24 protein-coding genes are annotated in these 21,961 nt (G+C 70.8%); 7 read left to right on the top strand and 17 right to left on the bottom strand.

Going from position 1 to position 21,961, the window contains the following annotated elements; all coding sequences use genetic code 11:
• Positions 1-72 precede the first annotated feature (72 nt).
• From QFZ50_RS04915 to QFZ50_RS04895, 5 genes are all read right to left on the bottom strand, one after another.
• Positions 73-1,401 (bottom strand): HNH endonuclease, encoded by a 1,329-nt coding sequence (locus tag QFZ50_RS04915; RefSeq protein WP_307082462.1) that lies wholly within the window; start codon positions 1,399-1,401, stop codon positions 73-75.
• 125 nt (positions 1,402-1,526) lie between these two features.
• Positions 1,527-2,186 (bottom strand): phosphatidylinositol phosphate synthase, encoded by a 660-nt coding sequence (gene pgsA, locus QFZ50_RS04910; protein ID WP_307082460.1) that lies wholly within the window; start codon positions 2,184-2,186, stop codon positions 1,527-1,529.
• On the bottom strand, positions 2,186-2,803 hold the full coding sequence (locus QFZ50_RS04905) for an HIT family protein (RefSeq protein ID WP_307082458.1): 618 nt from the start codon (positions 2,801-2,803) through the stop codon (positions 2,186-2,188). The genes pgsA and QFZ50_RS04905 overlap by 1 nt, the downstream gene beginning before the upstream one ends.
• Positions 2,803-4,797, bottom strand: a complete 1,995-nt coding sequence (gene thrS, locus QFZ50_RS04900; protein WP_373462299.1) for a threonine--tRNA ligase — start codon at positions 4,795-4,797, stop codon at positions 2,803-2,805. Before thrS ends, QFZ50_RS04905 begins: the two co-directional genes overlap by 1 nt.
• Before the next feature lie 171 nt (positions 4,798-4,968).
• Positions 4,969-5,271 carry a chorismate mutase gene (locus QFZ50_RS04895; RefSeq protein ID WP_307082455.1) on the bottom strand — a complete coding sequence of 101 codons (303 nt, stop codon included), beginning with the start codon at positions 5,269-5,271 and terminating at the stop codon, positions 4,969-4,971.
• Between the two features lie 124 nt (positions 5,272-5,395).
• Here QFZ50_RS04895 and QFZ50_RS04890 point away from each other — a divergent pair, with 124 nt between their 5' ends.
• The 3 genes from QFZ50_RS04890 (at position 5,396) to QFZ50_RS04880 (ending at position 7,476) form a co-directional block, all read left to right on the top strand.
• The gene (locus QFZ50_RS04890) at positions 5,396-5,653 is read left to right on the top strand and encodes a mycoredoxin (protein WP_104049891.1); all 258 of its coding nucleotides are present in this window, start codon (positions 5,396-5,398) and stop codon (positions 5,651-5,653) included.
• 108 nt (positions 5,654-5,761) lie between these two features.
• The gene (locus tag QFZ50_RS04885; protein WP_307082453.1) at positions 5,762-6,847 is read left to right on the top strand and encodes an S-(hydroxymethyl)mycothiol dehydrogenase; all 1,086 of its coding nucleotides are present in this window, start codon (positions 5,762-5,764) and stop codon (positions 6,845-6,847) included.
• A complete protein-coding gene (locus QFZ50_RS04880; protein ID WP_307082451.1) occupies positions 6,847-7,476 on the top strand; it encodes an MBL fold metallo-hydrolase in 630 nt (209 codons plus the stop codon). The genes QFZ50_RS04885 and QFZ50_RS04880 overlap by 1 nt, the downstream gene beginning before the upstream one ends.
• A gap of 345 nt (positions 7,477-7,821) precedes the next feature.
• On the opposite strand, the gene QFZ50_RS04875 is transcribed toward QFZ50_RS04880, so the two are convergent.
• The 6 genes from QFZ50_RS04875 to QFZ50_RS04850 all read right to left on the bottom strand — a co-directional run bounded on the left by QFZ50_RS04875 (position 7,822) and on the right by QFZ50_RS04850 (position 12,597).
• Positions 7,822-8,562: a lipoate--protein ligase family protein gene (locus tag QFZ50_RS04875; protein ID WP_307082449.1), complete on the bottom strand. Its 741-nt coding sequence runs from the start codon at positions 8,560-8,562 to the stop codon at positions 7,822-7,824.
• 62 nt (positions 8,563-8,624) lie between these two features.
• Positions 8,625-9,167, bottom strand: coding sequence for a dihydrofolate reductase family protein (locus tag QFZ50_RS04870; RefSeq protein ID WP_307082447.1), 543 nt, complete (start codon positions 9,165-9,167; stop codon positions 8,625-8,627).
• A 126-nt stretch (positions 9,168-9,293) separates the two neighbouring features.
• Positions 9,294-10,010 carry an alpha/beta hydrolase gene (locus QFZ50_RS04865; RefSeq protein ID WP_307082445.1) on the bottom strand — a complete coding sequence of 239 codons (717 nt, stop codon included), beginning with the start codon at positions 10,008-10,010 and terminating at the stop codon, positions 9,294-9,296.
• A 248-nt stretch (positions 10,011-10,258) separates the two neighbouring features.
• Positions 10,259-11,290 (bottom strand): aldo/keto reductase, encoded by a 1,032-nt coding sequence (locus tag QFZ50_RS04860; RefSeq protein WP_307082443.1) that lies wholly within the window; start codon positions 11,288-11,290, stop codon positions 10,259-10,261.
• Between the two features lie 127 nt (positions 11,291-11,417).
• Entirely contained in the window at positions 11,418-11,702 is a 285-nt protein-coding gene (locus QFZ50_RS04855) for a DUF427 domain-containing protein (RefSeq protein ID WP_307082441.1), read from the bottom strand.
• A gap of 118 nt (positions 11,703-11,820) precedes the next feature.
• Positions 11,821-12,597, bottom strand: a complete 777-nt coding sequence (locus tag QFZ50_RS04850) for a thioesterase family protein (RefSeq protein ID WP_307082439.1) — start codon at positions 12,595-12,597, stop codon at positions 11,821-11,823.
• A gap of 311 nt (positions 12,598-12,908) precedes the next feature.
• Between QFZ50_RS04850 and QFZ50_RS04845 the strand changes: the two genes are divergently transcribed.
• Entirely contained in the window at positions 12,909-14,459 is a 1,551-nt protein-coding gene (locus tag QFZ50_RS04845; RefSeq protein WP_307082437.1) for an MDR family MFS transporter, read from the top strand.
• 6 nt (positions 14,460-14,465) lie between these two features.
• Here QFZ50_RS04845 and QFZ50_RS04840 read toward each other — a convergent pair whose 3' ends face one another.
• The gene (locus tag QFZ50_RS04840; protein ID WP_307082435.1) at positions 14,466-15,323 is read right to left on the bottom strand and encodes a Rieske (2Fe-2S) protein; all 858 of its coding nucleotides are present in this window, start codon (positions 15,321-15,323) and stop codon (positions 14,466-14,468) included.
• Between the two features lie 242 nt (positions 15,324-15,565).
• Between QFZ50_RS04840 and QFZ50_RS04835 the strand changes: the two genes are divergently transcribed.
• The 3 genes from QFZ50_RS04835 to QFZ50_RS04825 all read left to right on the top strand — a co-directional run bounded on the left by QFZ50_RS04835 (position 15,566) and on the right by QFZ50_RS04825 (position 18,196).
• Complete coding sequence (locus QFZ50_RS04835; RefSeq protein WP_307082433.1) at positions 15,566-16,426, top strand: pentapeptide repeat-containing protein; 861 nt, start codon at positions 15,566-15,568, stop codon at positions 16,424-16,426.
• 91 nt (positions 16,427-16,517) lie between these two features.
• Positions 16,518-17,423, top strand: a complete 906-nt coding sequence (gene ypfJ / locus QFZ50_RS04830; RefSeq protein WP_307082431.1) for a KPN_02809 family neutral zinc metallopeptidase — start codon at positions 16,518-16,520, stop codon at positions 17,421-17,423.
• A gap of 11 nt (positions 17,424-17,434) precedes the next feature.
• Complete coding sequence (locus QFZ50_RS04825; RefSeq protein WP_307082429.1) at positions 17,435-18,196, top strand: glycosyltransferase; 762 nt, start codon at positions 17,435-17,437, stop codon at positions 18,194-18,196.
• Here QFZ50_RS04825 and QFZ50_RS04820 read toward each other — a convergent pair whose 3' ends face one another.
• The 5 genes from QFZ50_RS04820 to QFZ50_RS04800 form a co-directional block, all read right to left on the bottom strand.
• Positions 18,197-18,826: a DNA alkylation repair protein gene (locus QFZ50_RS04820; RefSeq protein WP_307082427.1), complete on the bottom strand. Its 630-nt coding sequence runs from the start codon at positions 18,824-18,826 to the stop codon at positions 18,197-18,199.
• Positions 18,826-19,575: a hypothetical protein gene (locus tag QFZ50_RS04815; protein ID WP_307082425.1), complete on the bottom strand. Its 750-nt coding sequence runs from the start codon at positions 19,573-19,575 to the stop codon at positions 18,826-18,828. The genes QFZ50_RS04820 and QFZ50_RS04815 overlap by 1 nt, the downstream gene beginning before the upstream one ends.
• Positions 19,572-20,492 carry an ABC transporter ATP-binding protein gene (locus QFZ50_RS04810; protein WP_307082423.1) on the bottom strand — a complete coding sequence of 307 codons (921 nt, stop codon included), beginning with the start codon at positions 20,490-20,492 and terminating at the stop codon, positions 19,572-19,574. The genes QFZ50_RS04815 and QFZ50_RS04810 overlap by 4 nt, the downstream gene beginning before the upstream one ends.
• A 23-nt stretch (positions 20,493-20,515) precedes the next feature.
• Positions 20,516-20,884, bottom strand: coding sequence for a GntR family transcriptional regulator (locus tag QFZ50_RS04805; RefSeq protein ID WP_307082421.1), 369 nt, complete (start codon positions 20,882-20,884; stop codon positions 20,516-20,518).
• Positions 20,885-20,956: 72 nt separating this feature from the next.
• A complete protein-coding gene (locus QFZ50_RS04800) occupies positions 20,957-21,778 on the bottom strand; it encodes a CPBP family intramembrane glutamic endopeptidase (RefSeq protein ID WP_307086675.1) in 822 nt (273 codons plus the stop codon).
• Positions 21,779-21,961: the final 183 nt, after the last annotated feature.

Genomic DNA, 21,961 nt, shown 5'->3' with positions numbered 1-21,961 from the left:
TCGTCAGAACGGCGATTCGCCGTCGGTCTCGACGGTGCGCCTGCCGCCGATCACCCTCAACCAGGCCGGCCATCAGAACGGCGGTTCATCGTTCTCGGTGGTGTAGGTGCGTCCGCCGGCGGAGATCGCCGTGAGCACGCCCGGCCGGGGTTGGTCGTAGTGCCAGAGGCCCTCGCTCTTGAAGGCGTGGTGCTTGCGGCACAGGTGCGCGAGGTTGTCGTGGCTGGTGGGGCCGTCGTGTGCCCAGGGTCTCGTATGATCCAGTTCGCAGCGTGCGGCGGGGATGTTGCAGCCGGGGTGCCGGCAGGTCCGGTCCCGGACGCGCAGCCATTTCTTCAGGTCGGCCGGAACTGCGTAGGTGGTGCGTCCCACGCTGAGCACCACCCCGGTCTCCGGATGGGTCAGGAGCCGGGTGAAGGACGGTGCGTGGGCGGCGAGGCGGCGGGCGAGTTCGGCCGGGATGGGCCCGTAGCCCTCGAGCAGCGCGGGGGCGTCGTCGACACCGAGCAGGGACAGGACCGGCACTGTGACATTGATGTGCGCCCGCAGCCCGTCCGGAAGCGGAGTCGGTCCGGCGGTGCGTTCGGGCCGATCGGGGTCCGGACCAGGATCGGTCCCGGCATCAGGGCCGGCGGCATACCCGGCGACAGACGCAGCGCGCATTCCGACACCGGCTCCGTCGGACACCTTGGCCGGGAACCCTACGCCGGGCAGGAGGAGGTCGACGAGCACGTCCGTGCGCAGCTGCGTGAGGGTGCGCCGCTCCGCCGGACGCTGCAGATGGCGGGCGGCCGCGGTCAGCTGGGCATCGATGGCGCTTGCGGAGGTCGCAGGCAGGTACACGCTGAGCCACGCCATCGCGTCGTCCGCCGGCTCCATGTCCACCCGGCGCCGCGCTTCTGCGTGGCGGGCGCGATCATCCAGGACCTCCGGGTGGTACCGGTCCCGCAGCCGCCGGGCCTGGTAGGCCAGCTTCGTCGTCGTCGTGTCGATCGCCACGGGCAGCAGGGCTGCCTCCACGGCTGATGCGGTGGCCGCAGGCACGCCTGCGTACTCGCGGACCAGGGCTGCGGCGTGGGCCCACGAGATCCGGCCCGAGCGGAGGGCGGCGAGGGTGTCCGGGTGGTACGCGCACAGCACCCGCGCCTGCTGCACCAGCAGGAAGGCGCTGCGCTCAGAGATGCGCAGGAGGCACGCCACCTCGGCTGCCGCGAGCGTGTCGCCCAGGTTCCCGCCGCGCTGCGGTCGGCCCGGCAGGTCCCGTTCGTGCGCGCTGTGCTCCATCAGCGACCGGACCCGCTCCACCGCCGTCACGACCGAGGCCTGCAATCGCGCCTTCTCCGCCTCCAGGCGGGCGAGCTCGACCAGGGCTTCCTCCAGGTGCTGCGCCGCCGTCGCCATACCCTATTTTCTCGCGCACCACTGACAGAATAGGGGGCCGTGCGCGGACGGGTGCGCGAGGCAAACGACCGCAGGTGCAGACGCTCCCGCGCCGCGGACGTCAGCGCCGGCCGCGCCCCGGATAGCTACTCGCCGGAGGCGTCCCGCGACGCTCCGGACGTGTCCGACGGCGCGCGTGGTGCATCCAGGGACTGCCGCCGCACGGCCCTGATCCGCTGGAACACCGTGACGAGACTGGCCAGCGCGAGGATGACGAGGACCGCCAGCAGGAAGCCCTGCGGCAGGCCCAGTCCCGTCAGCCCGGTCACCACGAGGACGGAGACGAGGCGCTCGGCCCGCTCGGCGACGCCCACATTGGCTGTGAAGCCGAGCGATTCGGCCTTGGCCCGTGCGTAGGAGACGATCATGCCGAGCACGAGGCAGGCGAGGGCGGCAACAGCGATCGCGGTGTTCTGCCCGCCGGTGAAGAACCACACGGCGACGCCGGCGAACAGCGCACCGTCGGCGATGCGGTCGAGTGTCGAATCGAGGAAGCTACCCCAGGGGCCGCCATGGCCCTTGATGCGTGCCATGATGCCGTCGATCACGTCGGAGAACACGAAGAGCGTGATGAAGACCGTGCCCCAGAACAGCTGTCCCAGCGGGTAGAACACCAGCGCACCGCCGGCCACACCGAGGGTGCCGATGATGGTCACGGCGTCCGGCGTGACACCCCAGCCGAGCAGCATGCGGGCCAGCGGCGTGAAGAGGCGGGTGAAGAAGCCCCGGGCGTATCTGTTCAGCATCAGGCGACCGGTCCCGGGGTGTCGCCGGCCGAGGGCCAGGCATGCGCAACCTGCTCGCGGACCTCGCCGAGCGTCTGGGTGATGGCCTTGGTCTGCGCGATGATCGGCAGGAAGTTGCCGTCTCCACCCCACCGCGGCACCACGTGCTGGTGGAGGTGGGCTGCGATGCCCGCACCGCCGGTGACCCCCTGGTTCATGCCGAGGTTGAAGCCGGACGGATTCGAGACGCTGCGCAGCACGCGCATCGCTGTCTGGGTGAGGGCTGCGATCTCGGCGGTCTCGGCCTCGTCGATGTCCGTGTAGTCGGGCACGTGCCGGTACGGGCAGACGAGGAGGTGGCCGGCGTTGTACGGGAACAGGTTGAGCAGCACGAAGGCGTGCGTGCCGCGATGGACGATCAGCGACTCCTCGTCGCCGAGCTGGGGCGCCCGGCAGAACGGGCAGGTCTGCTCGGAGGTCACCTGCTCCTGCCCGCCCTTGATGTAGGCGAGGCGGTGCGGGGTCCACAGGCGCTGGAAGGCGTCGGGCACGCCCGCGAGCTCGAACCCGTCGGTCACCTCCGCGTCCCCCGGATACGCCGTGGCAGGGCCTCCGTCCAGACCGCCCCCGTCCGCCATCAGAGAGTGGCCTCCCTGCTGCGGACCGCCTCCACGATCCGGCGGACGGCCTCGTCCACCGGTACCTGGTTGTCCTGGCTGCCGTCGCGGAACCGGAAGGAGACGGCCCCGGCCTCCTGGTCCTCGCCGCCGGCGATGAGGACGAAGGGGATCTTCTCCTTGCTCGCCGTACGGATCTTCTTCGGGAAGCGGTCGGAGCCGGCGTCCACCTGGGCACGGATGCCCTCGGCCTTCAGCTTGTCGACGACGTCGAACAGGTAGTCGTTGAACGCCTCGGCGACGGGGACCGCGAGCACCTGCACCGGCGCCAGCCAGGCCGGGAAGGCTCCGGCGTAGTGCTCCGTGAGCACACCCATGAAGCGCTCGATCGATCCGAACAGCGCGCGGTGGATCATGACCGGGCGCTGGCGGGAGCCGTCGGCGGCCTGGTATTCGAGCTCGAAGCGCTCGGGCAGGTTGAAGTCGAGCTGGATCGTCGACATCTGCCAGGTACGGCCGATCGCGTCCCGCGCCTGCACGGAGATCTTCGGGCCGTAGAACGCCGCTCCCCCGGGATCGGGGACGAGCTCGAGGCCCGAGGACTCGGCGACCTCCGCGAGGGTGCGCGTGGCCTCGTCCCAGATCTCGTCCGAGCCGACGGACTTCTCCGGGTTGCGCGTGGAGAGTTCGAGGTAGAAGTCCTCGAGGCCGTAATCCTTGAGCAGGCCGAGCACGAAGTTCAGGGTGCCGGTGAGCTCGTCCTTCATCTGCTCGCGGGTGCAGTAGATGTGGGCGTCGTCCTGGGTCATCCCGCGCACGCGCGTCAGGCCGTGGATCACACCGGACTTCTCGTACCGGTACACGGATCCGAATTCGAAGAGGCGCAGCGGCAGTTCGCGGTAGGAGCGGCCGCGGGACCGGAAGATGAGGTTGTGCATGGGGCAGTTCATGGGCTTGAGGTAGTAGTCCTGCCCGGGCTTGCGCACCGTGCCGTCCTCGTTCAGTTCCTCGTCCACGTGCATCGCGGGGAACATGCCGTCGCGGTACCAGTCGAGGTGGCCCGAGACCTCGTAGAGGTGGCCCTTGGTGATGTGCGGCGTGTAGACGAACTCGTATCCGGCATCGGTGTGGCGCTGCCGCGAATAGTCCTCCATCGCCTTGCGGATGATGCCGCCCTTGGGGTGGAAGACCGGCAGGCCGGAGCCGAGCTCGTCCGGGAAGGAGAAGAGGTCCAGCTCGGTGCCGAGACGGCGGTGGTCGCGGCGCTCGGCCTCGGCCAGGCGCTCCTGGTAGGCCTTGAGGGCGTCCTTCGTGGGCCACGCCGTACCGTAGATGCGCTGCAGCTGCTTGTTCTTCTCGCTGCCGCGCCAGTAGGCGGCCGCGGACCGCGTCAGCGCATAGGCGTTCGAGATGAGCTTGGTGTTCGGCAGGTGCGGGCCGCGGCAGAGGTCCTTCCAGACGACGTCGCCGGACTTGCGGTCCACGTTGTCGTAGATGGTCAGTTCGCCGGCGCCGACCTCCACGGAGGCGCCGTCGTCGTCCGTCGCCCCGCCCTTGAGGCCGATCAGCTCGAGCTTGTACGGCTCGTCCTTCATGGCCTCGCGCGCCTCGTCCTCGGAGACCACGCGGCGCACGAACCGCTGGTTGGCGTTGACGATCTTCAGCATCATCTTCTCGAGCTGCTTGAGCTCGTCGGGGGTGAAGGGCTCCTCGACGTCGAAGTCGAAGTAGAAGCCGTCCGTGATGTACGGGCCGATGCCGAGCTTCGCCCCGGGTCGCAGCTGCTGCACCGCCTGCGCCATGACGTGCGCGGCGGAGTGGCGGAGCACCTCGAGGCCTGCGGGGTCCTCGAGCGTGACCCCGTCGACGGACGCGCCGTCGGGCAGTTCCTGGTCGAGGTCCTTCAGCTCGCCGTCCACACGCATGACGACGACGTCACGCCGTTCAGCGAACAGCTCCGTGCCGGTGGTGCCCGTCGTCGCCTGCTTCTCTTCGCCGTCGACGATGAGCTTCATGAGCTGGGGCGCTGACACAGGCAGACTCCTCGGTGCTGGGAAATAGGTGCCCGAACGGGCTCGACGGGACCCGGTGAGGGCTTGGACCGCCGTCCTGATCGTATCGGGTGGGTGGAGGACCGACCAACAAGCTCGCCGGGGAAGGTGACGGGGAGAGGGGCAGGGCCGGGTTCAGGGCTCCCGCCGCACCCGCAGCTCGAACTCGATGAACGCCGAGATCATCGCCCGGTAGGTCTGCTCGACGACGGTGGGATCCACACCCTGCTTCGACGCGTACTCGCGCACATTGGTGATGACCCGCTCCACCCGTGCCGGGGCGCGCACCGAGGCGTCGTCGCGCTTGAGCGAACCCGCCCGACGGACGAGCCGTTCCCGGCGGGAGATCAGGGCGACGATCTGCTCGTCCACCTCGTCGATGGCCACCCGGACCGCCGCCAACTGCTTCGCGTTCTGCTCTTCGTCTGCTTCAGCCATGGCGTGAGCCTACCGGTGCGAGGAATGGCGCGGCGGCCATCGGTGTTGATGGAGGTGCGGGCGCAAGGAGCGGCCCGCGTATCGACAGGGCACGGCGGACCCGTGCCCGGACCTGAGGAGCACCGTGGACTACACGCCAGAAGCCGGATCCATCACCATGTTCTCCACCTCGTGGTGCGGATACTGCCGTCGCCTGAAGTCGCAGCTCGACGCGCAGGGCATCGGCTACACCGAGGTCAACATCGAGGAGGTCGAGGGGACCGCGGAGCTCGTGGCGTCGCTCAACGGCGGCAACCAGACGGTTCCCACCGTGATCTTCCCGGACGGCACCACCGCGACGAACCCCTCCGTGGCGGACGTCAGGACCAGGCTCGCCGCCTAGTCCCCGCCTCCCCCGAACGCCTTTCCCGCGCCCCAGCCGTCCCCCATATGCTGGAAGCGGTGCGCCCGTCAGCCGGGCGGCCGCTCCCAGCGGAAGGACAGCGAGAACATGGTGCACAGAGTTCAAGGCGTCGTGGTGCGGGCGAAGGATGCCCCCGCCGCCATCGAGACCATCCTGGTGCCGGATCCGGGGCCCGGCGAGGCGCTCGTCGACATCCTCACCTGCGGCGTCTGCCACACCGACCTGCACTACAAGCAGGGCGGCATCAATGACGAGTTCCCGTTCCTGCTGGGGCACGAGGCCACCGGCGTGGTCAGCGCGGTGGGCGACGACGTCACCACCGTGGCTCCCGGCGACCGGGTGATCCTCAACTGGCGCGCCGTCTGCGGCGAGTGCCGCGCCTGCCGCCGGGGTGAACCCCAGTACTGCTTCAACACGCACAATGCCACGCAGAAGATGACCCTCGAGGACGGCACCGTCCTGTCCCCCGCGCTCGGCATCGGTGCCTTCGCGGAGAAGACCCTCGTGGCCGCAGGCCAGTGCACCAAGGTGGACCCGGCCGCGGACGCCGCCGCCGTGGGCCTCCTCGGTTGCGGCGTCATGGCCGGTATCGGCGCGGCGATCAACACGGGCAACGTCTCCCGCGGCGACTCCGTCGCGGTGATCGGGTGCGGTGGCGTGGGGATCGCGGCCGTCGCCGGAGCGAAGCTCGCAGGAGCCACCACGATCATCGCCGTCGACATCGACGACCGGAAACTCGAGCTCGCCAGGGGCCTCGGCGCCACGCACGTCCTCAACTCGAAGGACGAGGACCCGGTGGAGGCCATCCGCGCGCTGACCGACGGCAACGGGGCCGACGTGGTGATCGACGCCGTGGGCCGCCCCGAGACGTACAGGCAGGCGTTCTACGCGCGTGACCTCGCCGGGACCGTGGTGCTGGTCGGCGTGCCCACGCCGGACATGACCATCGAACTGCCGCTGCTCGACGTCTTCGGGCGCGGCGGGTCGCTGAAGTCCTCCTGGTACGGCGACTGCCTGCCCAGCCGCGACTTCCCCATGCTCGTCAGCCACTACCTGCAGGGCAATCTCGACCTGGACGCCTTCGTGACCGAGCGGATCCGCCTCGATCAGGTCGAGGAGGCCTTCGACAAGATGCACGGCGGCGCGGTCCTCCGCTCGGTGGTGGAACTCTGATGGCCGCGAGCGTGGAGCACCTCGTCACCTCGGGCACGTTCTCGCTCGACGGCGGCACGTGGGACGTGGAGAACAACGTGTGGATCGTGGGCGACGACGAGGAATGCGTCATCATCGACGCACCGCACGACGCCGCCGCCATCGTGGAGCAGGTCAACGGGCGCACTGTCCGCGCCATCCTCCTCACCCACGCGCACGACGACCACATCCGGGCCGTCGCCGACCTCTTCGACGCCGTCCACGCGCCGATCTACCTGCACGACGGCGACCGCGAACTCTGGGACATGGTGTTCCCCGCCCTGAGCCCGGACCAGTCGATCGGCGACGGGGACACGATCGAAGTCGCCGGGGTGACCCTCACGGCGCTGCACACGCCCGGCCATTCGCCCGGGTCGGTCTGCTACTACCTGGAGGAAGCCGGCACCGTCTTCACCGGTGACACGCTGTTCCAGGGCGGACCGGGCGCCACGGGGCGTTCCTACAGCGACTTCCCGACCATCATCGACTCCGTCCGGACACGGCTCCTGACCCTGCCGCCGGAGACCATCGCCCGCCCCGGACACGGGGACAGCACGACCATCGGCGACGAGGCTCCGCACCTCGAGGAATGGATCCGCCGCGGGCACTGACACCCCGCGGCGCAGGTAGCAGCAAATCGCAGCAGATCGAGGGCGCACGACGCCGGTGTGGGGAGCCGGCCGTGTGCCCTCGCCTGTCGTCGGCCGACCATCCGTGATGCACGGCGGTCCACCACGGCGGCGCAGGGTGCCGTCGGCACTCCGGGAGGCTCCGGCCGTCAGGCAGGCCGGGCTGCTCCGCGCTCGTCCAGGCGCACGACGGCGGCCTAGGGTGCCGACGGCACTCCGGGAGGCTCCGGCCGTCAGGCAGGCCGGAGTGCTCACTGCCCCTTCAGACCCATGACGACCCACGACGGCGGCGCTGGGTGCCGTCGGCACTCCGGGAGGCTACGGCCGTCAGGCGGGGCGGGTTGCTCCGCGCTCGTCCAGGCGCACGACGGCGGCGTAGGCGGCCAGCAGTGCGGCCTCGACATCGTCGACCGTCACGCCGGGCTCGAGGTCGCGGGCGGCGCCCGCCGTGGCAGGCCGCCACGCGAGGCCGAGGGCCGCATAGACATCGGTGAGGACCTCCCGCAGGGGCTCCGAGTCCTCGACGACGACGACGGACGAGAACAGCCATGCCCCGGCGACCACGCGCTGCGCGGTCCCGACGAGCTTGACCGCGGGCACGCCGTCGCGCCGCCCGTGCACGCTGAACTCGCCCGGGCAGTACTCCCCCGGCACCTCGCCCACGTGGGCGTCGAGGCCCAGGCCGGTGAGGACGTGCGCGAAGAAGTTCCCGAACGCGGCGAAGCGTGCCCGCGTGCCCGCCACGGCGTCCTCGGCGGGCTCGATGTGGTCGACGACCAGGCAGCCCCGGTGGTAGGCCGCCGCGCGACCGCCCGCCCTGCGGACGAGGGGTGCGAACCCGCGCGCGGCGGCGGACCGGCTCGCCGCGGGGAAGCCGGGCAGGCGCGCGTCCCGCTGTCCGAACGCGACGGTGGGGCTGGGACGGTAGAGGCGCAGTGTCGGGGGGCGGGTCCCGGCCGCGACCTCGCGCAGCAGCCCGATGCTCCGGTCGAGCTCGCGGGCGGCGTCGTCCGAGGCAGGGTCGACGACGAGTGCCAGCCCGGCGGCGCCGGTCCACGGAGTGCTCATCCCTCCATGGTAGGCAGCAGGAGCCGGTGCGCGGTCGCCTACCGCATCACTCGCACGACCGTTCAGGGGAGGATGTCCATCCAGAGGGCGGTCTCGTGCCCGTGGTGCGAGGCGGCACGCCGCCGGAGGGCGATGTTCGTGCCGCCCGGGATGTCGAGGAGGCGCGTGCCCGCCCCCAGCAGCACGGGCTCGATGAACACGAGGACCTCGTGGAGGCGCCCGAGAGCCAGGCACTGCCGCGCGATGTCAGCACCGAGGATCGCGACGTAGCGGTGCTTCGCGGCCTCCTCGGCGCGGTCGAGGCCGACGGCGACGTCGGCCACGAACTCGACGCCCTCGGGTCCGCCGTCGGCGGGCGGGTGGTGCGTCACGACGAACTGCGGCCCAGACCAGGTGCCGCCGAAGGCGCCTTCGGCGTCGGTGCCGCTGTTCGGATCGTCACCGGTGAACGTCCGGTGGCCGATCAGGAGGGCGCCGACCTGCTCGGCGAGCGCGTCCGCCTCCGGATTGTGCTGCAGGTAGGGGGCGAGCCAGGACATGTCACCGCCGGGCCCGGCGATGTAGCCGTCGAGGGACATGGAGGCGGAGTAGAGGACCCTGGCCATGGTGTGCGCCTTTCGCCGACGTCCGGCGCAGCGGTGCGCGGATCGGCACCAGTGTAGGCGCGCGGTGGTCCGGGAGGTCCGGGGTGGCCGGAGCGGGCGGCCGACGCGACGGGTCGGAGCGGGCCCTCAGGGCGCCGGCGGCGCCGTCCAGTCGAGCCAGAGCCCCGCTTCGAGCGCGATCGTCGGCGGGACGGTGTGCGGCCCGTCGAACTCGCGGTAGGTGACGTCGTACCCGCGGCGCTTCAGGGCGGGGACCACGCGCCTGCTCGTGGCGTCGATGGGCAGGACGGCGTCCTGTGTCCCGTGCGCGATGAAGAGCGTCGGCAGCCCGTTCTGCGGACCCGGCGGGACGAAGCCCGGCGAGAACGCGACCACCCTGCGGAACAGGTCGCCATTGGCAAGGCCGAGCCCCAGGGCATAGGACGCGCCGTCGGAGAATCCGGTGACGCCGATGCGCTGTGGGTCCACCGGGACGAAGGAGAACACCTCCTCCAGGGCCCGGTCGATGACCACGGTGTCCGGTCCGAACCCCCCGCGGACGGCGTCCCACGTCGCGGCACGGGAGGCCGGCGCGAGGATGACGATCCCCAGTGCCTCGGCCGCGGCGCGCAGCACGGACAGCCCGCCCTGCGCGTCGCCGCCCGCTCCGTGGAGTGCCACGAGGAGGGGGACCGGCTCGTCCGTGGCCAGGGATTCGGGGACGAAGACGATCGGGTCCCGGGACCCCGCCACGCCGAGGGCGTGCACGCCGGGAGGCGCCGGCGATCCGCTGTCCGGTTCCCCTGGGCGCGCCGCCAGCACCGCCGGGTCCTCCGCCGCGTTCCTGGATCGAGTGGTGTCCATCAGCTCTCCTCCGCAGGCCGTCCTTGCCCCGGGGGTCTGCCCATCCGCTGGTCGGCGGACCCGCAGCCCCTCGTGGCCACACCTCGGAGTCTAGGTTTCACCGACCCCTGCACTCCCGGTTGCCATGAGCCGCGGACTCCGGTAGCGGGCGCGGAACGGGACGCCGGCCTGCACGGAGGAGGACTCCCGGATGCAGACGCACCGGGACCGGCCGAGGCCGATCCCGGTGGGCTCCCGCGCGGGTCCTGCTACCGGCCGCCCTCGATCCTGCGGCTACGCTGCTCGATACCGGGGGTCCCGTAGGGGTAGTCGCTGAAGGTGGGCGTGCTCACCTCGTCGAGACGGGCGAGTTCCTCGGGTGTGAGCTGGAGGTCCGCCGAGGCGAGGTTGTCGGCCAGCTGCTCCTGCGTGCGGGCACCGAGGATCACCGATGTCACGGCCGGCTGCGCCGCGACCCAGGCCAGCGCGACGTGCGAGGCGCTGACGCCGCGCTCCCCGGCGATGCCGGTCACGGTGTCGATGATGCGCCAGGTCCGGTCCTGCGCGTTGCGCTTCTCCCAGGCCTCCATGCCGCGCTGCGGGTTCTCGCCGAGCCGGGTGGCACCCGTGGGTTCGGTGTCCCGGGTGTACTTGCCGGTCAGCCAGCCACCGCCCAGCGGGGACCACGGGAGCATGCCCATCCCGGCGTCGAGCACGGCCGGGACGATCTCCGCCTCGATCTCCCGCACCAGCAGCGAGTACTGCGGCTGCAGGGTGACCGGCAGCGAGTAGCCGCGCTGCCGGGCGATCATCACGGCCTTCGTGAGCTGCCAGCCCGTGTAGTTGGAGAATCCGTAGTAGCCGATCTTGCCCTGCACCACGGCCTCGTTCAGGAAGCCGAGCGTCTCCTCGAGCGGCGTCAGCGGATCCCACGAGTGCACCTGGTACAGGTCGAGGTGATCGACGCCGAGGCGCGTCAGGGAGGCGTCGAGGGCCAGGCGCAGGTGGCGGCGGGACAGCCCGACGTCGTTGGGTCCCGTGCCCATCGGGAACCGTCCCTTGGACGCCAGGACCATGCGGTCCCGTTCGGCGGGGTTCTTCGCGAGCCACCGGCCGATGATCTGCTCGGAGGTACCGGCGGTGTAGACGTCCGCCGTATCGATCAGGTTGCCGCCGGCCGCCGCGTAGTCGGAGAGGATGGCGTGCGACGCCGCCTCGTCGGACTCCGCGCCGAAGGTCATCGTGCCGAGGGCCAGGTGGGACACCGAGGTGCCGCTGTTGCCGAGTTTCCGGTACTCCATGAATGCTCCTTCGCATCTGCGCCCGGAGGCGCAGTCGGGTGGGATGGTGCTCGTGCCGGCGGCACGCGAGCGGCGCCGACACGGGCGGGCCGCCGTCCGCAGGACGGCGGCCCGCCCTCTGCGGTGATCAGTCGCTGATCGTGACGCCCTTCCAGAAAGCGTAGTGACCGCGGATGTTCTCCGCTGCTTCTTTCGGGTCGGGGTAGGTCCAGGCGGCGTCCTGGTTCCGCTCACCGTCGACCTCGAGGCTGAAGTAGTCCGCAGTCCCCTTCCAGTGGCAGACGGTGTGCTGCTCGGAGGGGACGAAGTACTCCTGCGCGATCGACTCCGGCGGGAAGTAGTGGTTGCCCTCCACCATGACGGTGTCCGCCGACTCGGCGATGACCCTGTTCCTCCACACTGCTTTCGGCATGCTTCCTCCTCCTCGGTCCCACGGGCGTGTGGGCGTGGCGACCGCTCGCCGGTGCGGCGACGGTTCCACGCGGTGCAACCGTCGGAGCGGCCGTCCCATTCCGGTGTGGGACGTCGGGTCAGAGTTTCCGCACCGTGAGGATCTGCTCCACCCGGCCGAAGGGCCCGTCGACGTCATGCGCCACGCTGGAGGTCAGGCCCACGCCGTGCTCGCCGAAGGTCACGCGGGTGTCGAGGCCCAGCCACTCTCCCCGCGGTAGGCGGTGGAGGTGGATCTGCAGGTCGACGTTGGGGTACATCCAGCTGTCGCCGCCGGGCGCCACCCTGGTCGCGATGCCGTTGGCCGCGTCCATCATGCCGACGAGCCGCACGACGTCGGGGGTCTGCTGCCCCGCGACCATCGCGTGGGGATTCCTCAGCCACACCTGGCCGCGCCCCGGCCGGTGTCCCGGGACCACGCGCACCTCGAGGGACCTGATGAAGCCGCCGGGCCACGCCGTCATGCCCTCGTGCGGTCCGGCCTCCTCCGGTCCGGGGATACGCGGGTCCTCGACCGCGGCGACCTCGGCGGTGTCCTGGGTGCCGAGCCGCCACGCCTTCGCGACGATCGCGGTCCGCCCGGCGGCCTCCATCCGGGCCTCGAGGAGTTCGATGGTGCGGCCCGGCCGGACGACGGCGGTGGTCACCTCGAACGCGCCGGCCGGGATCATCCCGTAGATGTCGAAGCTGAGGCGGCTGAGCTGCATCCCGTCACGGGGCGCACAGTCCAGGAGGCACTGCGTGAGGAGTCCCGAGATGGGAGCCATGTGCTGCTCCTCCGGGTTCCAGGCACCCTGTGCATGGAGCGTCGATTCGAATCTTCCGCCGCCGAGGTCGCGGTAGAAAGAATCAGGCACGGAGAACTCCTTCGTCGGTGGTACCAGGGGGGTGCGCCGGAGGGCCTGCCGCCGGGACGGGCGCCCGGCCGGAAGGATCCGGGGCGGCGCACCCGCCCCATGCTAACGGAGGGCCGGCGCGTCCGGCGCCCCCGGTGTCCGCGATCCGGTAGCGGGAAGCAGGGCGACGGAATAGACTTCCGGCGGCCGCGGTTCAGTTGATTGACCGGACCAACAGCTCCCGTCACCCAGCCGGGTCCCGTCCTCCGATCCGGCATCCAGAAAGAGCTCCCCTGCGTGGAGCGGCAGCAGATCGAACCGAGCGGATCACCATGGCCCAGAGTCCCCCGTCCCGCGTCTCCGACGCGCTTCCCAGCCCGGACGCCGTCGTGCTTCCCGGCACGGCAGCATCACCCGACGCCGTCTCCCCCGAACGGTCGTCCCTCGGGGGTGTCCAGGACGCCCTGCCGGCGCGCGACAAGCTCGTCATCACGCTCCTGCTCATCTCTGCCTTCGTGGTGATCCTGAACGAGACCATCATGGGCGTGGCGATCCCCCGCCTCGTCGCTGATCTCGGCATCACCGTGAGTGCGGGGCAGTGGCTGAGCACCGCGTTCATGCTCACCATGGCCGTGGTGATCCCCGTGACCGGGTTCCTGCTCCAGCGCTTCAATACGCGGCCGGTGTTCATGGCCGCCATGGGCCTGTTCAGCCTGGGGACGCTGATCGCCGCCCTCGCCCCCGGCTTCGAGGTCCTGGTGGTCGGGCGGGTCGTCCAGGCCAGCGGCACCGCGATCATGATGCCCCTGCTCATGACGACCGTCATGACCCTCGTGCCGCCCGCCTCACGCGGCAAGATCATGGGCAACATCTCGATCGTCATCTCCGTGGCGCCCGCGCTCGGCCCCACCATCTCGGGCGCCATCCTCAGCGTGCTGGACTGGCGCTGGATGTTCTGGCTCGTCCTGCCGATCTCCCTCGCGGCCCTCGGTTTCGGTTCGGCGAAGATGCAGAACGTGACGACGCCGCGCAGGTCCGCGATCGATGTCGTCTCCGTCGTCCTGTCCGCCCTCGCCTTCGGCGGCATCATCTACGGCCTCAGCCAGTTGGGTGAGGCCTCCACCGGCAGCGCCGTCCCCGCGTGGCTCCCGCTCGCCGTCGGCATCGTGGCGCTCGCCCTCTTCGTCGTACGCCAGCTGATGCTGCAGCGCAGGGACGCCGCCCTGCTCGACCTCAGGGTGTTCTCCTCCCGGAACTTCACCATCTCGATCGTGGCGATCGCGGTCAGCATGATGGCGCTCTTCGGGACCATCATCCTGATCCCCATCTACGTGCAGACGGTGCTCGGCATGGATCCGCTGGTCTCCGGCCTGCTGCTCCTGCCCGGCGGCCTCGCCATGGGACTGCTCGGTCCCGTGGTCGGACGCATCTACGACCGGCGTGGGCCCCGGGTGCTCCTGGTACCCGGCGCCTTCCTGGTCAGCGCGGTCTTCTGGTTCATGACCCGGGTGACCGAGACCACTCCGGTCTCGCTGGTCCTCGTGGCGCACGTGCTCCTCAGCGTGGGCCTCGCCCTGATGTTCACCCCGCTGCTGACGTCGGCGCTGGGGTCCGTGAAGCCGCGGCTGTACTCCCATGGCAGCGCCGTGTTCGGGACCGCCCAGCAACTGGCCGGCGCCGCGGGGACCGCGCTGTTCATCTCGGTGATGACCATCCGCAGCACGTCCCTGCTCGGGGACGGCGTCGCCGAGCAGGCCGCGCTCGCCGGCGGCATCCGCGCCGCGTTCCTGTACGGCGCGGTCATCTTCCTGCTCGCCGTCGTCGCCTCGTTCTTCGTGCGCGCACCGGAGGAGGCCGGGGACTCCCCCGCTCCCCTGCACTAGGAGCGGTCAGGACGCCGGCTGGCGCAGCTCGATGAAGCCGTCGGCCGTCACCCGGGTCTCGTACACGGGCTGGGGCACGGCAGCCGGTCCACGATAGTTCTTGCCGTCGTCGAGCCGGAACATGCTCTGGTGCCACGGGCACGTGATGCAGCCGTCCTCAATGGTGCCCTCCTCGAGGGGACCGCCGAGGTGGTTGCAGACGCTGTCCATCGCGGTCAGCTTCCCCTCGTGCCGCAGCAGGAGGATCGGCACGCCGTTCGTCCTCACGGTGTGCCGCCCGCCCTCGACGACGTCGGCGTCGCTCGCCACGCGCGTCCAGTCCGTCGGCGCCTCGTGCCAGGCCGTGCGGTTGACGTTCACACCGTTCGCGTAGCTCAGGTGGCCGCCGAGGAACGCGCTGAACAGCATGGCCCCCAGGCCGCCGAGGCCGAGCAGCACACCGAGGGCCCGCCGGTCCTTCGCCCGCGCCACGGCCGACGCGGTGTAGAGGGTCAGTGCCAGGGAGTTGCCCGCAGCATGGACGATCCCGACGCGGCGTTCCTCCTTCTGCGTGTCCGACCAGTCGTGTAGGCCCGCGACGGCGGTCGGGACGGCCGAGAGGATCCCGACGATCACGAGGATGTCCGCCGCCTTGCGCGAGTCCTTCCCGCCGGTGAGGTCCAGGAAGGAGCCCATGCTCCAGGCACCCGAGGGGACGACGATCAGCATGGGGTGGAGGTGGTGGCCGATGGCGGTGCCGCTGAGCACGTTCCGGATCGTCCGGGGCTTCACCGCCCTGGCGACCACCGCGGCAAGGGGGTCGGCGATCCGGTCCAGCACCTTGGCCTGCTCGAGTCCGTCCAGCATCGCGTGCACGATGTTCATCCGTTGCTCCTTCAGATCCGGGACGGCGTCTCGCCGGTCCAGCGGGTGGCCGCGGTGCCGCCCGAGACCCACCGTTACAGCACGTATCCGGCCTGACAACCCGACCCGGCGCGGCGAAGTTCCACTTGGCGGGCGTGGGGATCGGTGCGAGAATCCCCGGGGTGGTCCCGTCCATCGTCCGCGGCCACGCTCCGCCGGCATCGGCTCACCCGACCCACCGTCCCTGCCCAGGAGGAGCGCCCATGCCCGCCGTCCCGCTGCACCTCTCCGGTCACCCGGACGTCGCACTGACCGCGGACTGCGGGAACTGCTTCGCCCTCTGCTGCTCGGCGCTGGGCTTCGAGCGGTCGTCGGACTTCGGCCACGACAAGCCCGCCGGGACGGCATGCCACAACCTCGCGGCGGACTTCTCCTGCACCATCCACGCCCGGCTGCGAAGCGAGGGTTACAGGGGCTGCACCGCCTTCGACTGTTTCGGCGCCGGCCAGCACGTGGCCCAGGACCTGTTCGGCGGACGGAGCTGGACGGCGCACCCGGAGGTGCGGGCATCGATGTTCGCGGCCTTCCCGATCGTGCGGCAGCTCCACGAGGTGCTCTGGTACCTCGACGAGGCCCAGCGGCTCGGCCTGTCCTCGCCCGCCGTCCCTGACGCAGCAGCCGCCGCCGTCGCCTCCCTGGTCGAGGAGACGGTCGCGCTGACCCGGCTGGAACCGGCGCAGCTCGATGGTGTCGACCTGGAGGAGCTCCGCGGGCGGGTCGGCACGGCGCTGAAGGACGTGAGCGTCGCCGTCCGGACGGCCGCCGGCGGCAGGGGCGTGCCGCGGCGGCTCGTCCCGGGCGCGGACCTCCTCGGCGCCGACCTCGCGGGCCGGGCGCTGCAGGGGGCGAACCTCCGGGGCGCCTACCTCATCGCCGCCGACCTCACGGGCGCGGACCTGCGCTGGGTGGACCTGCTCGGCGCCGACCTGCGGGACGCCCGGCTGCACGGTGCGGACCTCTCGCACGCCCTGTTCCTCACCCCCATGCAGGTCGCAGCCGCCTCGGGCGACCGGCGGACGCGTCTCCCCGAGCGGATCGAGCCGCCGGCGCACTGGCGCGCCTGACCGGACGGACGGTGGCCCTGCGCCCGCCGGCGGAGCGTGTGCCCGGCGGGTTGTGTCCCGCGGAAACGCTAAGTCGGCTTATTGTTGGGTCATGAGTTTCAACGACAACGCCCGATTCGACCCGTCCCGGGTCAGCGACCGCCGTGGACGCGGCCGGGGTGCCGCGGTGGGCGGCGGAGTGGGCGGCGGGCTCCTCCTGATCCTCGCACTGATCTTCGGGCCCGGCGTCGTGGACCAGCTGGGGCTCGAGGAGGGGACCGCGACCCCGCAGGAGCAGGGCACCGGTGCGGAGCCGGCCATCAACGAGTGCCTCACCGGGGTCCAGGCCAATGAGCAGCTCGACTGCCGCATCCTCGGTACCGCGGAGAGCCTCGACAGCTTCTGGACCCCCTACCTCGACGGGGTCGGCACCGCCTACACGCAGCCGGGCGTCGTCCTCTTCACCGGGCAGACCGATACCGGCTGCGGTACGGCGACGAGCGCCGTCGGCCCGTTCTACTGCCCCACCGACGAGCAGACCTACTACGACACGGAGTTCTTCGACGAGCTCGTCACGCGGTTCGGCTCGTCCAGCGGACCGCTGGCGCAGGAGTACGTGGTGGCCCACGAGTTCGGCCACCACATCCAGAACCTGATCGGCACCCTGGGCGCCGCCCAGCAGGACCCGCAGGGCGCGGAGTCCGGCGGCGTGCGCGTCGAGCTGCAGGCGGACTGTTTCGCGGGGATGTGGGCGGCGCACGCCACCTCCGTCGCGGACCCGGAGTCCGGCGAGCCGTTCCTCCGGCCGTTCTCGGACACGGACCTCCAGGACGCGCTGTCCGCGGCCTCCTCCGTGGGCGACGACCGCATCCAGGAGGCGGCGACGGGACAGGTCAACCCCGAGGGCTGGACCCACGGCTCGAGCAGCCAGCGCCAGGCCTGGTTCTCCCAGGGCTTCGAGACCGGTGACCTCGCCTCCTGCGACACGTTCGCCGCACGCGACCTCGACACCCCCTGAAGGACCTCCCCATGACCGACCGGCTCGCCGTCGTCGTCCCCGTCTTCAACGAGCCCGGTGTCGCGCGTACCCTCGAGGCGCTCCACCGGCAGCGGGACCGGGACGGCCTGCACGTCTACGTGGTGGACAACGGGTCCACCGACGACACCGCGCAGCGCGTCCGGCGCTTCGCCGCGGCCCGTCCGGCCCTCGGCATCACGCTCCTCAGCGAGCTGGAGAAGGGCACCGGCGCGGCGAGTGACACCGGCTTCCGCCGGGCGATCGACGACGGATTCGCTCTCGTCGCACGGACCGACGGCGACAGCGAGCCCGAGGAGGACTGGGCCGGGCGCATCCGCGAGCTGTTCGCCCGCCGCCCGGAGGTCGCACTGATCGGCGGTACCAGTGTTCCGCTGCGCGACAGGCACTACCGCTGGGGCGACGGCCTCCTCATGCCGGGCGCCCTGAGACTCCTGCGGATCATGATCGCCGTGAGCCGCCTCGACGCGGCGTACCTCCGGTTCGTCGCGGGCCACAACATGGCCGTCCGGGCGTCGGCCTACCTCGAGACCGGTGGCTTCGCGCGGACCGCGATCGACACGCGCGACGAGGACATCGACTTCTCCGCGCGGGTCGTCCACCACCTGGGCTTCGCGGCCGTCCTGATCGACCCACGGCTCCGGGTGGCCACCTCCATGCGCCGCGTGCGGCGCTACGGGCTCAGCCTGATGGGCATCCACCACCTGGTGCCGGCCCTGCGGGGACGGCTCATCCGGACCATCGACGTCCGCTGACTAGCCCGCCCCGCTCGCACGCACCAGGTCCACGGCCTCCTCCACGGCGGACACCCTGCCCTGCTGCGCGCCCGAGACGAGGCGGACGGTCCGGCGGAACGAGGCGTCGTCACCCTCCCCTGCCCGGAACGCCGGCAGGTGCGCGAGGACGGCGGCGCGGCGGAGCCACGGGTCGTCCGCGGCCGCCCAGCGGTGCAGGACCGCCTGGGCGCGGACGGCCTCGGGTCCCGGCAGGCGGAGGAGCAGCGGCCCGACGACGTCGACGGCGAGCGGGTCCACGAGTTCGGGCAGGTGCGCCGACCGGAGGAAGCCCTCGATCCGCGTGAGGTCCGAGGAGCGCAGGAGCCGGACGGAGGACTGCAGGAGCACCGCGGCGGCCAGCCGCCGCTCGAAGACCGGGCGGGACCACAGCTCCGAGGCGAGGGCCGTGACGTCGTCGTGGTCGTGGTCGAGGCCAGGGTATCGGCGGGCGGCGTTGCGGATGGTGCCGCGGATCGCGCCGACGGACGCCCCGTAGTACTCGAGGTGCCCGCCGTACCGCCGCTCGAAGTCCTCCGCCCGCTCCCATGAGCTCTCGTACTGCAGGGATTCGTCGATGAACCCGGCAGGCCCGTCTGCGTCCTCGGTCATCAGGCGGGCATCCTGCGCAGGGTGAAGTAGGAGCCGACGGCGAGCACCGCGCCCAGGACAACGGCCCACAGGGCCAGGCCCAGCGAGCCGGTGTCCACGATCCACCGCCACACCTCGGGCCAGGCCTGCTGCCAGGTGGCCAGCGCGACGAGGCCCACGAGCACCAGGCCGATGCCGATCATGACGATGGTGAGCACCGCCGTCCCGTACCGCTTGTAGATCGTGGCGAACCAGAAGCCGATGATGAAGAACAGCATGGTGGACACGAAGTACGTGAGGCCCGCGGCGAACGGCCCGGCCTCCCACACCCACCCGAGGTAGGCGAAGTAGCCGTTCACCCCGTACCCGTCCGTCGCCTGCTCGAGAAGCCCGAGCAGCACGAACGCCAGCGACATCCCGAGTCCGCTCACCGCCGCGGCGGCGAGTGAGCCGATGTAGAACTCCCTGCGCGTGAGGCTCATCGCCTGCGAGAAGGGGAAGGTCAGCGTCATCGCCTGGATACCGACGGCGAGGAAATACCACAGCGGTGCCTGCGAGGCCCCGCTCGCCTGGACGTCCATGCCGGGCCCACCGCCCGCACCGCGGACGATCAGGGCGATGAGCATCGTCAGGACCCAGGCGCCGCCGAGGATGAGGGCCGGCACCCAGATGAAGGTCTGCCTGTTCACGAACTGCAGGCGCACCACGTTGAGGGTCCGGTTGCGGACGGGCGCCGGGCGTACCAGGCTCCCGGAATCGAGGGCGGTCATCGGAGACTTCCTTCCTGCGCGGCCGCGGCGAACGTGTCGGGGCCGGGCGTTCTCTGCTGGGTGAGGCGCACGATGAGCTGCTGCAGTGAGACGGGCGCCAGGTCGAGTCCTGCCGCGGCGAGGTCGGAGCGCTCGCCGTCGTCGAGCCGTCCCAGGAACGTGACGGAGGTGACGCGGCCGAGGCTTTCGCGGTGGATGACCTCCCGGCCCTTCAGCGCGCGCTCGACCGTGGCCGCGTCGCCGACGATGTTGGTGGCCTGCGCGCGGGCATCCTCCGTGGACCGGTCCATGATGATGCGCCCGGCGTCGATCACGAGGACGCGCTCGATCAGGTTCGAGACCTCGTCGATGAGGTGGCTGGAGAGGAGGACCGTCCGCGGGTACTCGGCGTAGTCGGTCAGCAGCCGGTCGTAGAAGATCTGGCGCGCGACGGCGTCGAGGCCGAGGTACGGCTCGTCGAAGAAGGTGATCTCCGCGCGGGATGCCAGGCCGATGATCACGCCGACGGCCGAGAGCTGCCCGCGCGAGAGCTTCCTGATCCTGCGCTTCAGGGGTACCTGGAACTCCTCCACCAGGTCGTCGGCGAGGTCCTGGTCCCACCGCGGGAAGAACAGCCGTGCGGAGGTGAAGGCGTGGCGCGGTGTGGCGTCGTCAGGGTACTTCTGGCTCTCGCGCACGAAGCACATGCGGCTCAGGACCCGTGCGTTCTCGTAGGGGTCCTCACCGAACACGCGGACCTGTCCGCTCGTGGGGAGGTTCTGCGCCGTGAGGATCGACATCGCTGTCGTCTTGCCGGCGCCGTTGCGGCCGAGGAAGCCGTAGATGGTGTCCCTCCGGATGTCGAACCCGACGTCGTCGAGGGCGAGCACGTCCTTGTAGCGTTTCGTGAGGTTTCGGACCTCGATGACAGAGTCCATGGTGTCCTTCGATTCGACTGACCTTACGGAGTCGCCGGTTCTGCACCGGCACGGATGAGGTTGGCGACGTCGTCGGGCCCGAGCCCGATCTTGCGCGCCTCGACGAGGAGCGGTTGCACATAGCGGAGGGCGAACCCGTTCCGACGCTCCGTCAGCAGCAGCTCGCGGGCGCCGGTCGCGACGAACATGCCGATCCCCCGGCGCTTGTAGAGCACTCCCTTGTCGACGAGCATGTTCACCCCCTTCGCCGCGGTGGCCGGATTGATGCGGTAGAAGGCGGCGAGTTCATTGGTCGACGGCGCCTGCGCCTCCTCGGCGATCGATCCGTCGACGATCGAGTCCTCGACCTGTTCGGCGATCTGCACGAACAGTGGCTTGCCTTCCTCGATCACCGCTGCCTCCGGGTTGCCTGGTTAGTTACCCTACTAGTGAACCGTGATAGCACAGAAGCGTCAAGAGTCCGTTCAGTAGAGGAAGATGTCGATCCACGCGCGGTTGTGCGCGTGGATCAGGACGAGGAACAGGACGAAGTCGAACAGGAGATGGACGCAGATGATGTAGGACAGCGAGCGCGTGCGGGTGAAGATGAACGCCTGCAGGAGCGCGAAGGGGAAGATGAACAGCGGCGCCCAGGCCTGGAACCCCAGCTCCCACAGGAAGGACGTGAAGAGCACGGCCTGCAGCACGTTGGCCTGCGCCATGGGCAGGTGCCGCCGCAGCAGGGCGAAGACGGTGCAGATGAAGAAGAGCTCGTCCCAGATGCCGAGCCCGTTGGTGCCGACGAACAGGCGGACGATCTCCGCCGGTTCCGACGCCGCCGGCCAGTTCGCATAGACACCGGTGCGCATCATGTAGACGGGCAGCAGCGCATACCCGATCCCGACGACGGCGGGCAGGTACCACTTCTCCGCGCGCGTCCAGGGTGCGCCGGTCCGCACGGGGAAGGTGACGGCATGATCGCGGTAGACGAAGCGCGACACCGCGTAGGGCACCCCGACGGCGAGGATCATGGCCGTGCCCATGACCGCCATGTGCCCAGGGCTGATGTCGGTGGTGATGGGCACGGAGCTCATGACCGAGAGACCGAAGGCCACCAGCAGCAGGTCCCGGAACAGCGCCCTGTCGAGGACCGCCGCCGTCGCGAGCGCGACCACGAGGAGCGGGTACCCGATCAGCGGCTGGTGCAGCACGAACAGGGCGACGCCCGCGAGGGACACCAGGGCAGCCGGGACCAGGGCCGGCGACGGCGTGCTCCAGCGGCCCTGCTTCCAGGCCGCCTGCCGCATCGCCTCGATCGGCCCGGGGGCCGAGGGCTGTGCTCGTCGCTCCACCCGATCACACTCCTGACCGCGCCGTCACCGCCGTCCCCGCCGTCGCCGCCGTCGGCGGAGGCTCCCCATTGTTTCGCCTGCCGGCCGGGCGGTCCACTGCCTCCGCCCGGACAGTACGAGGCGGGCGCGATGCATGCC

The sequence above is a fragment of the Arthrobacter agilis genome (genome assembly GCF_030816075.1).
Classification (GTDB): Bacteria; Actinomycetota; Actinomycetes; order Actinomycetales; family Micrococcaceae; genus Arthrobacter_D; species Arthrobacter_D agilis_E.
This window is presented reverse-complemented; position numbering and strand designations above follow the sequence as displayed.

What these genes read in the sequence shown, in the direction of transcription:
- QFZ50_RS04915 (WP_307082462.1), bottom strand. Translation starts at nt 1,401, where the DNA reads ATGGCGACGGCGGCGCAGCACCTGGAGGAAGCCCTGGTCGAGCTCGCC.
- pgsA (WP_307082460.1), bottom strand. Translation starts at nt 2,186, where the DNA reads ATGCTGAACAGATACGCCCGGGGCTTCTTCACCCGCCTCTTCACGCCG.
- QFZ50_RS04905 (WP_307082458.1), bottom strand. Translation starts at nt 2,803, where the DNA reads ATGGCGGACGGGGGCGGTCTGGACGGAGGCCCTGCCACGGCGTATCCG.
- thrS (WP_373462299.1), bottom strand. Translation starts at nt 4,797, where the DNA reads ATGAAGCTCATCGTCGACGGCGAAGAGAAGCAGGCGACGACGGGCACC.
- QFZ50_RS04895 (WP_307082455.1), bottom strand. Translation starts at nt 5,271, where the DNA reads ATGGCTGAAGCAGACGAAGAGCAGAACGCGAAGCAGTTGGCGGCGGTC.
- QFZ50_RS04885 (WP_307082453.1), top strand. Translation starts at nt 5,762, where the DNA reads ATGGTGCACAGAGTTCAAGGCGTCGTGGTGCGGGCGAAGGATGCCCCC.
- QFZ50_RS04880 (WP_307082451.1), top strand. Translation starts at nt 6,847, where the DNA reads ATGGCCGCGAGCGTGGAGCACCTCGTCACCTCGGGCACGTTCTCGCTC.
- QFZ50_RS04875 (WP_307082449.1), bottom strand. Translation starts at nt 8,562, where the DNA reads ATGAGCACTCCGTGGACCGGCGCCGCCGGGCTGGCACTCGTCGTCGAC.
- QFZ50_RS04870 (WP_307082447.1), bottom strand. Translation starts at nt 9,167, where the DNA reads ATGGCCAGGGTCCTCTACTCCGCCTCCATGTCCCTCGACGGCTACATC.
- QFZ50_RS04865 (WP_307082445.1), bottom strand. Translation starts at nt 10,010, where the DNA reads ATGGACACCACTCGATCCAGGAACGCGGCGGAGGACCCGGCGGTGCTG.
- QFZ50_RS04860 (WP_307082443.1), bottom strand. Translation starts at nt 11,290, where the DNA reads ATGGAGTACCGGAAACTCGGCAACAGCGGCACCTCGGTGTCCCACCTG.
- QFZ50_RS04855 (WP_307082441.1), bottom strand. Translation starts at nt 11,702, where the DNA reads ATGCCGAAAGCAGTGTGGAGGAACAGGGTCATCGCCGAGTCGGCGGAC.
- QFZ50_RS04845 (WP_307082437.1), top strand. Translation starts at nt 12,909, where the DNA reads ATGGCCCAGAGTCCCCCGTCCCGCGTCTCCGACGCGCTTCCCAGCCCG.
- QFZ50_RS04840 (WP_307082435.1), bottom strand. Translation starts at nt 15,323, where the DNA reads ATGAACATCGTGCACGCGATGCTGGACGGACTCGAGCAGGCCAAGGTG.
- QFZ50_RS04835 (WP_307082433.1), top strand. Translation starts at nt 15,566, where the DNA reads ATGCCCGCCGTCCCGCTGCACCTCTCCGGTCACCCGGACGTCGCACTG.
- ypfJ (WP_307082431.1), top strand. Translation starts at nt 16,518, where the DNA reads ATGAGTTTCAACGACAACGCCCGATTCGACCCGTCCCGGGTCAGCGAC.
- QFZ50_RS04825 (WP_307082429.1), top strand. Translation starts at nt 17,435, where the DNA reads ATGACCGACCGGCTCGCCGTCGTCGTCCCCGTCTTCAACGAGCCCGGT.
- QFZ50_RS04820 (WP_307082427.1), bottom strand. Translation starts at nt 18,826, where the DNA reads ATGACCGAGGACGCAGACGGGCCTGCCGGGTTCATCGACGAATCCCTG.
- QFZ50_RS04815 (WP_307082425.1), bottom strand. Translation starts at nt 19,575, where the DNA reads ATGACCGCCCTCGATTCCGGGAGCCTGGTACGCCCGGCGCCCGTCCGC.
- QFZ50_RS04810 (WP_307082423.1), bottom strand. Translation starts at nt 20,492, where the DNA reads ATGGACTCTGTCATCGAGGTCCGAAACCTCACGAAACGCTACAAGGAC.
- QFZ50_RS04800 (WP_307086675.1), bottom strand. Translation starts at nt 21,778, where the DNA reads ATGCGGCAGGCGGCCTGGAAGCAGGGCCGCTGGAGCACGCCGTCGCCG.